This is a genomic window from Ferruginibacter sp. (assembly GCF_031430955.1).
Classification (GTDB): Bacteria; Bacteroidota; Bacteroidia; order Chitinophagales; family Chitinophagaceae; genus Ferruginibacter.
Genome location: NZ_JANPCM010000379.1, coordinates 1 through 15,811, shown reverse-complemented (window position 1 = coordinate 15,811; position 15,811 = coordinate 1). Strand labels below are relative to the sequence as shown.

Genomic DNA, 15,811 nt, shown 5'->3' with positions numbered 1-15,811 from the left:
TACTATATTGTAAATAAACATTTATAAGGTTAAGTGATTTGTACTTAAAGTACAGTAAAATTACTGTCCAAAAAGCTTGCGTTTTTCGAAAAATCATATTATGTTTGTGATGAAATTATGAATGATTGTTACCTCTTTTATTCATTTATTTTAATCTGAACCCAAACACAAGAAAATGAAAACAACTTCTACATTAGTTTGTAAACTATTTACTTTCTTTACAATTTTGTTCTTAAATGTGTTGGTAGTAAAAGCCCAATGTATTGCACCGTTAATGGTTTGGCAGAGTGCTGTTTTGGTAAGTGGAACAAGTGGGCAAATAGGGGCGGAGTATAAATTTCCCTCAGTAATAGCTGGTGTAGATGCTTTTGTTACCGTAAAAGATATTGCTGGCGGGGCCTCACTTACAAGTGTTGATGATAACACTTTTGGTTATAGCGAAGCATGGCAACCAGTGGTAAAAACTCCAACTTCTCAAGGAGTTTCATCTTCATACGTTAGTTTTAAAATCGACTTTAAAGATTCTGCTACCGGATCAAACCATACTTTTCCCTGCTTTCAATTATCTTTTATAGATGTTGATGGCGATAATCAGCATGTTAAAGAATTTGTTGCGGCAAAAGGTGCTAACCAGATTGTTGTTTCTAATGTTACAACTTTAGCTTTATCAACCATCTCTTTTAATTTTATCCAGGCAACAGGAACATTTCATAATTACCCGGGTATTGATACTTCTGCATATGTTACGAATATTAATTACAACTATATTAATACAGATCATATAGACGAAGTAAGATTTGGTAATATTACCGATAGTGTTTTTACAGTTCAGGACAGGTACAGTTGCGGATATTTCAGGCCCATAACGATGACTAATTTTTATGTATTGCCTGTTAAATATGTTTCATTTAATGCAATTGCAGAAGAAAATGCAGTAATTATTAAATGGGTAACAGAGCAGGAAGTTAATAACAATTATTTTGAAGTGGAACGTTCTTTTGATGCCAGTACATTTACCGCCATTGGCACTATAATGGCAGGTTTTGGCGCATTTAGCAAAAACAGTTACCAATTAATTGATAATGCAAAGGAATTAATGTCTAAAACAATTGTTTATTACCGCTTAAAACAGGTAGATAATATGGGTAAAGCAACTTACTCAAACATTATTGCAGTAAAACTTCCTGTGCAGCAGGGTAGAGTGGTTATGCAAACATCTCCCAATCCTTTTACCGAGAATTTGAATATACGTTTTACCACAACCGGAAATGGACTTGGTGAAATAACTATTGCCAGTATTAATGGACAAAAGATAATTACCCAACAAACTGCAGTAACCAAAGGATACAATAATTTGCAATTAAATGGCCTTAACCGTCTTGCGCCAGGTATGTACACCGTTCAATTAATTATAAATGGAACTATTATCAGCAACCAAAAAATTATTAAAAATTAACAGTAGTAAAGTTGTTTACTGTATACCAGTTTATAAAACACAGGTATAATTACCAAATGAACTTTTGTAAATAGTAAATCCCGCCACCGGCGGGATTTACTATTTATAGTATATGACCATGATTTCAATAGATTATAATGTGATTCTGCATGAAAAACGTAGATAATCTCACTGTTTCCTTTAAAAAAGAGTTTATTTTTAAAGATTTAATAAACTTTTTTCAAGCGTTTTATGATTTTTATCTAAGAAAAAAGTGATAAGGCAATATATTTTCTAACAAAATAGCTAAAAACGTACTTATGCTCAAAATGCAGTAAAATTACTGTCTAAAATATTTGCGGTTTCCGAAAAGAGTATTATGTTTGTGATGAAATTATAAATGATTGTTACCTCGGTTATTTATTCTTTCTAATCTGAACCCAATTTTCTTAAGAGCGCCAAACAAGGTTTGCCAGGTTTTAAAAGCTTGAAGCAAATTTTGAAAAAACATCTCTGAAAATTAAACACAAGAAAAATGAAAACTAATTCTACACTTAAGTGTACTTTGCTTACACTGATTACAATTTTCTCTTTAAGCTTCACTGCTGTTAATGCACAATGTGTTGCCCCTGCTATGGTTTGGCAAAATCCTGTATTAACAAGTGGCACTTCTGGTCAACCAGGAGCTGCTTATAAATTTCCTTCAGTAACACCAGGGGTTGATGCAATAGTATATTTGCAATCATTAGTAGGCGGGGCTACTCTCACCAGTATTGATGATAATACTTATGGCTACAGCGCAGCATGGCAGCCGGTAGTTAGAACTCCTTCAGTAATGGGTATTTCAAGTTCATATGCCAGCTTTAGGATAGAATTTAAAGATTCGGCTACAGGCGCTAACCACACTTTTCCATGTTTTCAGCTATCTTTTATTGATGTGGATGGCGACAATGTAGGAGTTCAGGAATTTGTTGCAGCTAAAAATGCGGACAGTGTTAAAGTATCTAATACAACACTTTTAACATTAACATGGTTGTCTGGAAATTTAGTACAGGCTACTGGCCCTATATTAAATTTCAATGGTATAGATACTTCTGCCTGGAATACAAATGTTAATTACAGTTATTCAAATACTGATAAAGTAATTGAGGTTAGAGTGGGTAGCATAACAGCACTTACTTTTACTCCGCAGGATAGATACACCAATGCATTTTTTCAGCAAATAACCATGGGTTCAAGTTCTCTTTTACCTGTAAAGTATGCATCATTTGATGCCGTTGCAGCAGATAGTAAGGTGACACTGAAATGGATAACTGAAGATGAAATTAATAATGATCATTTTGAAGTGGAGCGTTCATTTGACGGGGTTAATTTTACAACCATTGGCCTTGTATTGGATGGTTTTGCAAATGGTAATACAAAGATTTATATGTTTAAAGATAATGCTGCAGAATTACAAACTAAAACTGTTGTTTATTACCGCTTAAAGCAAATTGATACTAATGGTAAAGCTGTTTATACTAATAAATTGGCTGTAAGGTTACAGACAAAAACTGGTGTAACTATGCAGTTATCTCCAAACCCTTTTGTGCAGGATTTAAATATGCAGTTTACAGCCACTACAAACGCAATAGCACAAATAAATATCATTACGATAACTGGCCAAAAGATGGTAACCAAGCAGGCAAGTGTGAGTAAAGGATTTAATACTTTGCAGGTAAATGGCCTTAGTAATCTTGCACCGGGTATGTACACTGCTCAATTAATTATTGATGGTGTAGTTATCAGCAATCAAAAAATTATTAAAAACTAATTATAACCAGGCACAAAAAGGTTTGCAGGAGTTGCCGGTGTTTTTACCCTATATCGGCAACCTCCTTTTACCTGAACTAACTGCAATTTTTTTCATCCAAACTAAATAAAATGAAAACAATGATCCGTTTAATTTTAAATAATTCGATTACAAAGTTATTTCAGCAATTTACAGTTAAGTATAATGCAGCACCCGTACAATACAGTTTGCAACCATTGCCATCTTTCTGGCAAATGATACCAAATAAAAAATGCCCTAAATAAAAAATAATTAAAACCTTCTTCTTATATTATTATAAAGATGCAGGCGTCAATAAATAATTAAACTATATTTTAACACCAGCAAAATAAAAAATACCTCCTCAGCGTTTATATCCCACCCGGGAAGCTGTAAACGTTGTTAGTGCTTGGTTTACGATGTTTTCTTTGGGGGTTACAGAATCGAAAGATTCTTAACAAAAGCCGCATTTCTATGTGGCTTTTTTGTTTTTTTGAAAATTAATGCATAAACCATTAAAATTTTACTACACCATAGATATTTTTCTTAAGTCTTTTTACTATTTCAATTACACTTTCTGATAATTTTTTCAAATGTATTTGGCAGGGAAAAATTATTGATAAAAGCATAGGCACTGTGAAGCAGGTTCCATTTTTTTTATCTATATTTACTTATCCTTTTTTCCTCTTTAAAACCTGCGAATTCTCTTTATCCTCTGCAGGCAACATGCTCCCAATAATTAGCATCCGTTTAACGGGCTTTTTTATAATTTGAACAAAGTTTTATACTAACGCACATGAGAAAATATTTACTGCTGTTATTTATTTCAATTATTTCAATTGCAGGGTTTAGCCAGGATTTTAGTAATAAGGGTAAGGATTTTTGGGTGGGATATGGCAATCACGTAAGGATGTTTAATGCTGGTACTGCAGAAACAATGCAGATTTATTTAACCTCAGATGTAAGCACAACCGGAAATGTTTCAATTACAAGTATTGGATTTACACAAAACTTTACAGTTACAGCAAATCAGATTACTGTAATAAATATTCCAAGAACAGCAGCATTACTTGACGAGGGTTTATACAACCATGGTATTCATATAACAGCTTTAAAGCCTGTAGTTGCATATGGTTTTATTTATGTAAATGCTATTTCCGGAGCTACGGTTTTTCTGCCTACAAATACACTCGGAAAGGATTATTTTACCCTCAACTATACTCAAGCATCAAATGAGCCTAATAGTTATTCTTACTTTTTTGTTGAAGCAGTTGAAACCGGGACAACTGTTATAGAAATTACTCCCAGCCAAAATACAAAAGGAGGGTGGCCTGCCAGAGTTACTCAAACAATTAATTTATCACAGGGGCAAATTTATCAAGTTTTATCCACCAGTGATTTAACTGGCAGCATTGTAAAATCTATTGCCTCAGGAGGATCGAGTTGCAAAAAAGTAGCTGTTTTCTGTGGTAGTGGAAAAATATCTATTGGGTGTGGTAATCCGGGGAGTTCCGACAATTTATATCAACAGATGTACCCGGCGAGTACCTGGGGGAAAAAATATGTATTGATTTCAAGTAACAACAGACCAAATACAAATAATCCACCTGTTATTAATACTAATTTCTTTCGAATTTACCGACCAGACCCTACCACTATTGTAAACTTAAATGGGATACCAATTCCCGCTGCCAGTTTTGTAAACGATTATTATCAGTTTAGCAGCAATCAAACGAATTTAGTTAATGCTGATAAACCTATTTTAGTGGCTCAATATTTTTCAACAGCGGGTTGTAGCGGAAATAGTAATCCCCACGATCCGGAAATGATTTATCTGAACCCGGTTGAACAAACAGTAACTGATGTTACTGTTAATTCAATGCAGCCAGCAAGTAATACGGCTATTACGCAACATTTTATTAATGTAGTATTACGTAATTCTGGAACCGGAGTAAGTTCGTTTAAGATTGATGGAGTTACATCAAATGCAACTGTAAATATTTTACCACAAGATAATAATTACGCCTATATGCGTATTTATACAAATGGCAGTTCATTCGGGCCACTTACTTCCGGGGCACATCATCTAACTTGTGATTCTGGTTTCAATGCAATAGCATATGGATTTGGCAGTGCAGAATCTTATGGTTATTCAGCCGGAACTAATCTAAAGGATTTATATCAGCAAATAGGCGTTTCAACTGAGTATGGTATAGAACCAACACCCTCTGTTTGTACAGGCTCTCCTTTTAGATTCAGAGTTTCACTTCCATATTGCGCAGATTCAATAAGATGGGATTTAAATAATTTACCCGGGCCTCCAGCAGCTCCACCAACGATTATTTATACAACTTGTACCCCAGGACCCGGTGGCCCAGATTCTACTACTTCAGTAAATGGTGTACCAATTTACTGGTATTCTTTACCATCAATATATTCGTTTGGAGTAGTGGGAACTTACCCTGTTACAATTACTACATTTACAACAACCGCTTCAACCTGCGGATCGGAACAAGATATTGATTTTGATTTACAAATTTCCGATCCTCCCATTCCTGGCTTTACTGAGGTTATCCCCGGCTGTTATTTAGAGCCTGTGCAGTTTATAGAAACAACACCTCAAACGCCCAAACCAACTTACAAATGGTACTGGGATTTTGGTGATGGATTTACCTCTACATCTAAAAATCCACCGCATACTTATGCTTTGCCGGGAACATATGCGGTAAGGTTTTGTGACATTACTACACCCGGATGTTTAAGTGATACAATATTTCATACTGTAACTGTTCCTGATATTCCCTCTGCAACAGTGAGTGGCACAAATACTGTTTGTTTAAATGATCCATCACCACAAACAATAACTTTTACCGGCAGCGCTGGCAGGGCACCATATGAGTTTACTTATGATATAAACGGCACAGCACAACCAGTGGTTGTAAGTAATGCAGCAGGTACTTACACAATACCTGTTCTTACAAATATCGCCGGTACATTTACTTATAATTTGCTTAATGTAAAAAATGTTGGTTCAGCACTTTGTACAAAAAATCTTACAGGCCAATCTGCAACTGTTACTGTAAGACCATTACCCACAGCAGCAATAGCAGGAGCAACCACAGTATGTTTAAATGCCTCTTCACCAACAATAACATTTACGGGTAGCGGTGGTACAGCTCCTTATACTTTTGCTTATACCATTAATGGCGTTGCACAAACACCGATACTAAGTAATGGCGCAGGAGTAGCAACATTAAATCCACTCACCAATGTTGGTGGCCCGTTTGTTTATGCAATTACAACGGTTACCGATAACAGCAGTACTTTATGCAGCCAGTCTTTTAACAATGTGAGCACTACGGTTACAGTGAATGATTTACCCACTGTTGCAATAAGTGGCTCGGCAACAGCGGTATGTTTAAATGCAGCATCGCCTGCAATAATACTTACAGGCAGTGGCGGCACCGCACCTTATACATTTGCTTACAGTATTAACGGTGTGCCGCAACCTCCAGTAGTAAGTAATGCAGCCGGCAGTTATACAATAACAGTTCCTACCAATGCAGCCAATACATTTATTTATGCAGTAACCAGTGTGCAGGAGGGAAGTGCCAATGCCTGTACCAGGTCAAATATTACGGGGCAGTCAGCAACAGTTATTGTGAATCCATTACCCACTGCAGCAATAGCGGGAGCAACTACAGTATGTTTAAATGCTCCTTCACCACCAGTAACCTTTACAGCCAGTGGCGGCACAGCACCTTATACTTTTGCTTATACTATAAATGGTGTTCCTCAAACACCAATGATTAGTGATGCATTTGGCATAGCAACATTGAATGCACTTACCAATGTTGCTGGCCCGTTTGTTTATGCCATTACAACGGTTACCGATAACAGCAGTACTTTATGCAGCCAGTTGTTTAATAATGTGAGCACTACGGTTACAATACTTCCTTTACCTACGCCCAATTTTTCTTACACTAATCCATCCTGCGATACCAGGGTAATAACATTTACTGATAATTCTGTTGCTAATGCTGGTACTATAAATAACCGTTTATGGGATTTTGGTGGCGGTAATACTGCAACTGGGTCACCTGTATCATATATTTTTCCTGGTACTGGTCCGTTCACAGTTGGCCTTACCGTTACTACTACAAATGGTTGCAGTAATGCACCTTTGTTTACAAAAGTTGTAACAATTAATGATCGTCCTCAGGCTGGCTTTACAGTTCCTGAAGTATGTATCAGTGATGTGGCCGCAGTGTTTACTGATACCAGTAAAATAACTAATGGCAGTTTTAATACATTAGGGTATGAGTGGGATTTTGGCGATGGCAGTCCTTATCAATTTACAAAAGACGGTACACATTTATATGCATTAGTGGGTACTTATACCGTAAGACATATTGTAACCAGTAGCCTGGGTTGTAAGGACACTACATTTAACAATATCAGTATTAATGGTGCAAATCCTGTGTCAAACTTTTCTGTTACTAATGCCACTGCATTATGCGCCAACGATTCTGTGTCAATTGTAAATTTATCCACCATAAATCAGGGGAATATTACCAAAGTAGAAATATACTGGGATTTTGTTGGGGCTCCAGCAGCAGTACAGCTTGATGATTTTCCTGCCCCTAATAAAGTTTACAGGCATAAATATCCAAATTTTCAAACGCCGCCAACCCGGCCTTATACGATACGTTTTTTGGCCTATTCTGGAACTTTATGTGTAAATGAAAAATCAACCATCATAACGGTTAACGCTGCCCCAAAAGTTCAGTTTAATGCAATGCCCGATGCTTGCTATGCTGCTGCCCCATTTCTTATAACACAGGCAAGCGAAATTGGCGGCGTACCCGGCACATTTGCATACAGTGGTCCTGGTATTGTTAACAGTACCGGATTGTTTAATCCTGCATTGGCAGGTATTGGAACACATCTTATAAAATATACTTTTACTTCTGCTGCTGCCGGCTGTGTTGATACTATCAGCCGTGCAATAACGGTATTAGATACCGCAAGTGCTAAATTTTCTTTTAATGCCCCGGTTTGCGAAGGCACTCCATCTACATTTAAAGAGGAGTCAACCGCACCTGGCGGCGTAATACTCAGTAACACCATTTGGAATTTTGGTGATGGCTCACCATTAGAGAGTCATGTACCAGGCAGCACATTTACCCATACTTTTCCGGGTTGGGCAAATTATACTGTTACCATGTACAATGTATCTGCTTACGGATGCAGTAGCACGAGCAAAGTGCAGCAGGTATATGTTAGCCCTATTCCTCAATCGTCATTTACATTTGTACAGCCCAGCGTTTGTTTACCCAATGCTTCGGTATCTTTTGTAAATAATTCCAGTATTGCAGACGGTACAGCAATTACTTATGCATGGGATTTTGGAGATCCTGCAAGCGGTGTTTTAAATGCATCATCTGCCAGAACACCACCACCACATATTTATAGCGGAACAGGCCCATATACAGTAAAACTAACTGTAACCGGCAGCCTGAGTTCCTGTTTTAAAGAATTTACTGATCTCGTTGATTTTATTCATCCTCAGCCAAAAGCAGCTTTTGATTTTAACAAGCCGGGTATTTGTATTGGAGATGATGTTATTTTTACAGATTTGACTAATGGGCTAGACGGCACCGTAATGCAATGGAACTGGAATTTTGGCGATGGTATCACCGGTACAAATAAACAGGAGCAACATTTATATTCAACTGCAAAAACTTACGACGTATCGTTATATATTGTAAACAGCCTGGGCTGCAACAGTGATACATTAACGAAGCAGTTTACCGTTAATCCGTATCCGGTGGTTGATGCAGGCCCTGATGGAATTGTACTTGAAGGTGGTTCGTTTACAATGAAGCCTGTGGTTACCGGAAACGATTTGCAATATTTATGGAGCCCTGCTACTTATTTAAACAATACTAATACTGCTGCACCAACAGCAATTAATATGCTGGATGATATTACTTATCAATTAGTAGTTACAGGAAGAGGAGGATGTACAGCGCCTCCTGATTTTGTATTTGTAAAAGTTTTAAAAGCACCTAAAGTACCCAATACATTTACACCCAATAATGATGGCATTAATGATTTTTGGTTAATCGATTATTTAGATACTTATCCTAATTGTAAAGTGCAGGTATTTACCAGAACAGGGCAATTAGTATTTGAATCGAAGGGGTATAAGAAACCATGGAATGGTACAATAGGAGGTAAGCCATTACCATTTGATACTTACTATTATATTATTGAACCTGAAAATGGCCGCAAGCCAATTACAGGATATGTTACGATTGTGAAATGAAAGCCCCCCAGATCCGCCGAAGGGGGACTTGCCAGCCGAAAGGTATTGGCAATCGAGGGCTGAAATTGTTAACTGAGTATTTTAAATTTAATAGAGGGATAATTTATTATTAAGGACGAAAAGAAAAGCTGTATCATGAAAAAAATATTTTTAATTGCAATGGGTTGCTTAAGCAGTGCGGTTGTGATGGCGCAGGCAAAACCATTCTATACACAATACATTTTAAACAATTACATCCTTAATCCTGGTGTAACGGGTCTTGAAAATTATACCGATATAAAACTAAGTAACCGTAATCAGTGGACGGGAATTAACGGGGCACCGGTTACCAGCTATTTCAGTATCCATGCACCCATTGGTAAAACAGATTTAAGAACCAGCGCCACCTCTTTTGAAGTGCCGGGAGAAAATCCAAGAGGACAAAGGTTATGGGAAGAATACACACCACCGGATGCTCATCACGGTATTGGATTTATTGCTATGAATGATAAGGCGGGGTACATTAACAGGTGGTCGCTTAGTGCATCGTATGCTTATCATAAACCCCTTAGTGTAAAAACAACTTTATCGGCAGGTATTAATGGAGGTTTTACAAGTGTAAACCTGGACCGATCTAAAATTGAATGGGCCAATTTAGATCCTAATGATCCTGCAATCGGGATAAGTACAGGAGAATTAAAAAAAGTTAAACCAGAAATTGGTGCAGGCTTATGGTTATATTCTGCAAGGTATTTTCTGGGATTGTCTGCGTTAAATATAATTCCGGGTAAAGCAAAATTTGTTAATAACGATAAGTACGGTGCTTATTATACGCCTAATTATTTTTTAACTGCAGGTTATCGTTTCTCATTAACGGATGAGGTTATGGTAATGCCTTCTGTAATGGTGCAGTACTGGCAACCGCAGTTAGCAGGTTTGCATACTAACGTTAAACTGCAATACCTGGATAAAGTTTGGGTAGGAGGGAGCTATCGTTTTTCCGATTTAATTTCAGGATATTCTGCTATGGCAGGATTAAATATTTCTAATACACTTAACATAAGTTATGCTTACGAAAATGCCACCACATCAAGGTTAAGAACCTACACCAAAAATACACACGAAATAATGGTAGGATTTATTATTGGTAATAAATACAGTCAGGCTTGTCCACGTTGTTATTAATATTGCAAACTAACCTGTGAAGGTTTCAAAATCTCCCAGTTTTTTATAGAAAGATAAAAAAGAGTTGATTTATTTCTCCCATGCCAATGCACTTGCCCCTAAAATCGCCGCATCCGATTCTTTTAAATGGCTCACCAATATTTTTACTTTATTTTGAAAAACCTGTATCAGGTTTTCTTCCATGTGCTGTTTGGTAGGTTTTAAAATTAAATCGCCCGCTTTGGTTAAGCCGCCAAATAACACAATAGCTTCGGGGCTGCTGAACATGATAGCATTGGCCAATGCAAGCCCTAGAATTTTTCCGGTGAACTCAAAAATTTCTAACGCTACCTTATCGCCCTGTATGGCAGCCTCATAAACAGCTTTAGAATCTAATTGATCTGTTGGCACATCCCTCAGTAAGCTTGGCTCTGTTGTTTTTTCTAAAATTTCTACAGCCGTATTTCGTACACCGGTTGCAGAGGCATAACTTTCTAACGAACCTTTTTTGCCTGTGCCAGGGTGAAAGCGTCCATCTGGAATTACAATAGTGTGGCCCAGCTCACCGGCAAATCCATCATGGCCATAAATTAATTGACCATTGGCAACAATACCGCTTCCTACACCAGTGCCTAAAGTAATCATTATAAAATCTTTCATGCCTTTTGCAGCACCATACATCATTTCGCCAATGGCGGCAGCATTAGCATCGTTGGTAAGTGTAATGGGTAATTTAAATTTTGCTTCCAGCAATTCTGCCATTGGGATAATCCCTTTCCACGGCAGGTTAGGGGCATACTCAATAGTGCCGGTGTAATAGTTGCCGTTAGGTGCACCTACGCCAATGCCTTTTATTCGTCCGGTGCCGCCTGCTCTTTCAATCAATTCGGAAAGTGCATCATACAATTCATCAATAAAACTATTTACTGTTGCATGTTTTTTGGTAGATATTTCGCTGCTGAACAAAACATTTCCCACCCTGTCCACAATACCAAATTTGGTACCTGTGCCGCCAATATCAACACCAATAACTAATTGTTCCAACGCTGTTGCCATAAAATAAATTTAAAAATTCAGCCCCGTAAAAGCGGGGCTGATAAAGTTATGAATTAAATAAGTTCTTCTTTAACATTCTCTGGTGTTGCATCATAATCTATTCCCTGCCGTTTTAAAATTCTTTTTGCTGCAAAAGCAAAAAATGCCAAGTATGCAAAACAAACTACAGCTATCCAGTAAGAATTGTGGATTCCAAATCCTTCAACAGTAGAATTGGCCTGTAAATAATCTGCTACTTTTCCCTGCATGGGAGGAATAATACCTCCGCCTAAGATCATCATAATTAAAAAAGCAGAACCCTGGGTAGTATATTTTCCTAATCCTGCAATAGATAGAGAAAAAATACATGGCCACATGATAGAACAAAATAAACCCCCGCTTAAAAATGCATATATAGCGATTTTACCTGTAGTTAATGTTCCAATGATCATTGCTATTAACCCAAGTAAACTGAATACCAATAAAGTTTTAGCAGGTTTATTTTTAGTTAGATATGCAGCAACAATTTGAACCAGCACACAAACTAAATAATAGTATAAAGGTTTCATATCATAACCTGCAACGGTATTTACAATAATAATAATTGCAAAAGCAACCAGCGGAACTACAAAAAGCAAAATATCTTTTGTTTGTTTACTTAATTTAAATGCCCCTACTGCACCAGCCCATCTGCCTATCATTAAACTTCCCCAATACATGGCAATATATTTAGTTGCTTCCGAAGCCTGGAAACCGCCAAAATCTTTATGACGCAACAGTTCACCAAGGTTACTGCCAATAGTTACTTCTACACCTACATAAAAAAAGATTCCAAGCATTCCTAAAACTAATTGAGGATATTGCATAGCGCCCCATCCATCGCTTTTCTTTTTTGCACTTAGGTTTGCAATTAATAATCCAACTACCACAACTGCTAATGCACCCAATAACCATTTCATACGATAAGCTTCAAGAGCATGTTTTTCTGCATCAGTAGCATTGGTTAAATCGGTTTTGTAACTGCTAAAAACGGGTACAAACATTATAACCAAAAGCCCTGTCATAATTAATAAAGTATACAATGCTTTGCCTGCTTTTTCAGTTTTCTCTTCTAAAATACCCGAAGGAACTTTTTTAGAAAAAAAGAATAAAGCTGCAGCACCAATAAATAAAGCACCCACACAAGTGTATAAAATAATTACTTTACTAAGGCTGAGGCCTGCAATTTTTTCGTCTGTAATTGCAGCGGTAGTTCCAAATAATGCAATAGCAACTACGATAGGTCCAATGGTAGTACCAAAAGAATTTACACCTCCACCAAGATTTACCCTTGTTGTTCCTGTAGCAGGGTCTCCAAGAGTGATTGCAAATGGTTGCGCTGCCGTTTGCTGTAAAGAAAACCCTAAAGCCACTATAAATAAACCGGCTAACATTCCGGCAAAAGTGTTGGCATTTACTGCTATTATCATTGCGGCTGCACCTAAAGCAGAAAATAATAAGCCATAAATAATACTTTTTTTATACCCCCATTTACCAACCAAATCTTTACCGCCAAATGCTCCATATGCAAATAATACCAAAGCACCAACATAATAAGCAGAATAAAAAGCAAAATCAATAAGATGGCTTTGAAATTGAACTAAATGAAAATAATGTTTGCAAAAAGGAATAAATACACTGTTGCCTGCAGCAATAAAACCCCAAAAGAAAAAAACCGTTACTAAGGTACCTAACGCACCATAATTGGTTTCTTTTAAAGATTCGGAATTAGAAAGAACCGGTTGATTAGTTTGTATTGTAGCCATCGTTATTTTGTTTTGTATGGTTGAAAATAGAATAAATTACCGACTTTGAAAAAATTTCGTTTAGTCTGCTATTTTTTCATTTCTATTTTGTACACACAATCTTAATAAATTTTTAAAACTCAAATAATAGATTATTATTTTTATAATTTGCTATAATCAATTAAAACTTACTAAATTGTAATCAGATTATTATAATTGCTAATGATGGAAATATTACACGTAACTGCTGAATGTTACCCTTACGCCAAAGCCGGCGGCCTTGCTGATGTTGCTGGCGCTTTACCTAAATATCAAAACGATTTGGGCAATATTGCCAAAGTGGTAATGCCCATGCACCGCACTAAATTTTTACTGGATAACGAATGGCAAACTGTACATAAAGGTTCCTTTACCATGGGGCAGTATTATTTTGATTATACCATCATTAAAGAAAAAACCAATAAACTCGATTTTGATTTATACTGCGTAGATATTTTTGGTTTGTTTAACCGGGAAAAAATTTACGGTTACGATGATGATACAGAAAGATACACCGCTTTTCAAATTGCAGTGGTGGACTGGTTAAGCAGATGGCAGCACCAGCCGGATGTAGTGCATGTGCATGATCATCACACAGGGCTTATTCCTTTTATGATGCAAAATTGTTTTGCTTACCGGCATTTAGCAACAATACCAACAGTATTAACTATACATAATGCACAATACCAGGGGTGGATGGATTGGGGTAAACAAAATTATTTACCTGCTTACGACAGCTGGCAGTGGGGTAAATTAGATTGGGAAAAAAATATTAATCCCCTGGCATGCGGAATAAAATGTGCGTTAAAAGTAACCACCGTTAGTCCCAGTTACATGGAGGAATTAAAATATAGTGCCAACGGATTAGAAAGTTTATTTGAATACGAAAAAGGAAAATGCACGGGTATTTTAAATGGTATTGATAATGCGGTTTGGGATCCTGCAACAGATACTTATATCTTAGATAATTTTTCGATAAAAGATGTGGAAGCTGGAAAAAAATTAAACAAGAAAAAATTATGTGATGATTTTGGTTTGGATATTGAAAAGCCGCTTTTTATTTTTATTGGAAGATTAGTGGGAGAAAAAGCAGCGGAGCTGTTACCACAGGCCATCAACGATTCTATTTATCACATGAATGGTAAAATGAATTTTTTAATTTTAGGCAGTGGCGATCCGGGAGTGGAGCAACAGATGGAAATAATGAAGAGCAGCCTGGTTGGATTTTATAATTCGCAAATTGGATATAACGAAAAACTGGCGCACCAAATGTATGCCGGTGCCGATTTTTTATTAATGCCCAGCAGGGTAGAACCCTGCGGACTTAACCAAATGTATGCATTGCGTTATGGTACTATGCCGTTAGTAAGAAGTACTGGTGGATTAAAAGATACCGTAATTGATTTTGGTGACCCCGGTGGTTTTGGCATTCGTTTTAATGAAGCAAGTGTGGGGGACATTACGTATTCTGTTTACCGGGCAACTGAGTTATACAGCGATGCAAAAAAACTTACAGCCCTGCGAAAAAAAATGATGCAAATTGATAATGGTTGGGAAGTTAGTGCAGGACGGTATATTGATTTGTATCAGTCAATTTTATGAAATTAAAAAATTATTGAAAAATAAAATTTTCTTTAGCCTTCAAACACGATTGTATCAAAAATATCAATACATTTAATTACAAATTATAAATAGCATGGACTCAAAATCTGTAGTAGCAGTAATACTTGGCGGCGGCGCAGGCTCACGCCTTTATCCTTTAACCGCCACAAGGAGTAAACCGGCCGTACCTATTGCAGGTAAATACCGGCTGGTAGATATTCCCATTTCCAATTGTATTAATTCAAGCATTAACAGAATGTATGTTTTAACACAATACAATTCTGCATCGCTGAATAAGCACATTAAAAATACCTACCAGTTCAGTGCTTTCAGTAAAGGGTTTGTAGATATTTTAGCGGCCGAACAAACCCCTGATAGTTTAGGTTGGTTTCAGGGCACTGCCGATGCTGTACGACAAGGATTGCGTCATATAGAACCATTTGAAAGCGACTATATACTTATTTTATCCGGCGATCAATTGTATCAGATGGATTTTGCAGAAATGCTGGAAAATCATAAAAAACTCGGGGCAGATATTACCGTTGCAACAATTCCGGTTACAGACAGAGAAGCACCTGAGTTTGGAATATTAAAATCTGCTGAAGGCCTGATTACTTCTTTTATAGAAAAAC

At 36.9% G+C, this 15,811-nt stretch carries 9 protein-coding genes; 7 read left to right on the top strand and 2 right to left on the bottom strand.

Features of this window, described 5'->3' with window-relative positions; genetic code table 11:
- The first annotated feature begins 175 nt into the window (after positions 1-175).
- The 5 genes from ACY65O_RS10805 to ACY65O_RS10785 all read left to right on the top strand — a co-directional run bounded on the left by ACY65O_RS10805 (position 176) and on the right by ACY65O_RS10785 (position 10,740).
- Positions 176-1,456: a T9SS type A sorting domain-containing protein gene (locus tag ACY65O_RS10805; protein WP_462220869.1), complete on the top strand. Its 1,281-nt coding sequence runs from the start codon at positions 176-178 to the stop codon at positions 1,454-1,456.
- 514 nt (positions 1,457-1,970) lie between these two features.
- A complete protein-coding gene (locus tag ACY65O_RS10800; RefSeq protein ID WP_462220868.1) occupies positions 1,971-3,248 on the top strand; it encodes a T9SS type A sorting domain-containing protein in 1,278 nt (425 codons plus the stop codon).
- A 110-nt stretch (positions 3,249-3,358) separates the two neighbouring features.
- Positions 3,359-3,511 carry a hypothetical protein gene (locus ACY65O_RS10795; RefSeq protein ID WP_462220867.1) on the top strand — a complete coding sequence of 51 codons (153 nt, stop codon included), beginning with the start codon at positions 3,359-3,361 and terminating at the stop codon, positions 3,509-3,511.
- Between the two features lie 530 nt (positions 3,512-4,041).
- Positions 4,042-9,576, top strand: a complete 5,535-nt coding sequence (locus tag ACY65O_RS10790; RefSeq protein ID WP_462220866.1) for a PKD domain-containing protein — start codon at positions 4,042-4,044, stop codon at positions 9,574-9,576.
- A 135-nt stretch (positions 9,577-9,711) separates the two neighbouring features.
- Positions 9,712-10,740, top strand: coding sequence for a PorP/SprF family type IX secretion system membrane protein (locus ACY65O_RS10785; RefSeq protein WP_462220865.1), 1,029 nt, complete (start codon positions 9,712-9,714; stop codon positions 10,738-10,740).
- 69 nt (positions 10,741-10,809) lie between these two features.
- On the opposite strand, the gene ACY65O_RS10780 is transcribed toward ACY65O_RS10785, so the two are convergent.
- Together ACY65O_RS10780 and ACY65O_RS10775 are read right to left on the bottom strand one after the other, a co-directional pair.
- Entirely contained in the window at positions 10,810-11,775 is a 966-nt protein-coding gene (locus tag ACY65O_RS10780) for an ROK family protein (RefSeq protein WP_462220864.1), read from the bottom strand.
- 53 nt (positions 11,776-11,828) lie between these two features.
- Positions 11,829-13,559, bottom strand: coding sequence for an MFS transporter (locus ACY65O_RS10775; RefSeq protein ID WP_462220863.1), 1,731 nt, complete (start codon positions 13,557-13,559; stop codon positions 11,829-11,831).
- A gap of 201 nt (positions 13,560-13,760) precedes the next feature.
- On the opposite strand from ACY65O_RS10775, the gene ACY65O_RS10770 reads away from it, so the two are divergent.
- Positions 13,761-15,179: a glycogen synthase gene (locus ACY65O_RS10770; RefSeq protein WP_462220862.1), complete on the top strand. Its 1,419-nt coding sequence runs from the start codon at positions 13,761-13,763 to the stop codon at positions 15,177-15,179.
- 94 nt (positions 15,180-15,273) lie between these two features.
- The coding region (locus ACY65O_RS10765; protein WP_462220861.1) for a sugar phosphate nucleotidyltransferase at positions 15,274-15,811 on the top strand (538 nt) is incomplete at its 3' end.

Bases quoted from the DNA above. Each gene is read 5' to 3' on its own strand.
- ACY65O_RS10805 (WP_462220869.1), top strand. From the start codon at position 176: ATGAAAACAACTTCTACATTAGTTTGTAAACTATTTACTTTCTTTACA.
- ACY65O_RS10800 (WP_462220868.1), top strand. From the start codon at position 1,971: ATGAAAACTAATTCTACACTTAAGTGTACTTTGCTTACACTGATTACA.
- ACY65O_RS10795 (WP_462220867.1), top strand. From the start codon at position 3,359: ATGAAAACAATGATCCGTTTAATTTTAAATAATTCGATTACAAAGTTA.
- ACY65O_RS10790 (WP_462220866.1), top strand. From the start codon at position 4,042: ATGAGAAAATATTTACTGCTGTTATTTATTTCAATTATTTCAATTGCA.
- ACY65O_RS10785 (WP_462220865.1), top strand. From the start codon at position 9,712: ATGAAAAAAATATTTTTAATTGCAATGGGTTGCTTAAGCAGTGCGGTT.
- ACY65O_RS10780 (WP_462220864.1), bottom strand. From the start codon at position 11,775: ATGGCAACAGCGTTGGAACAATTAGTTATTGGTGTTGATATTGGCGGC.
- ACY65O_RS10775 (WP_462220863.1), bottom strand. From the start codon at position 13,559: ATGGCTACAATACAAACTAATCAACCGGTTCTTTCTAATTCCGAATCT.
- ACY65O_RS10770 (WP_462220862.1), top strand. From the start codon at position 13,761: ATGATGGAAATATTACACGTAACTGCTGAATGTTACCCTTACGCCAAA.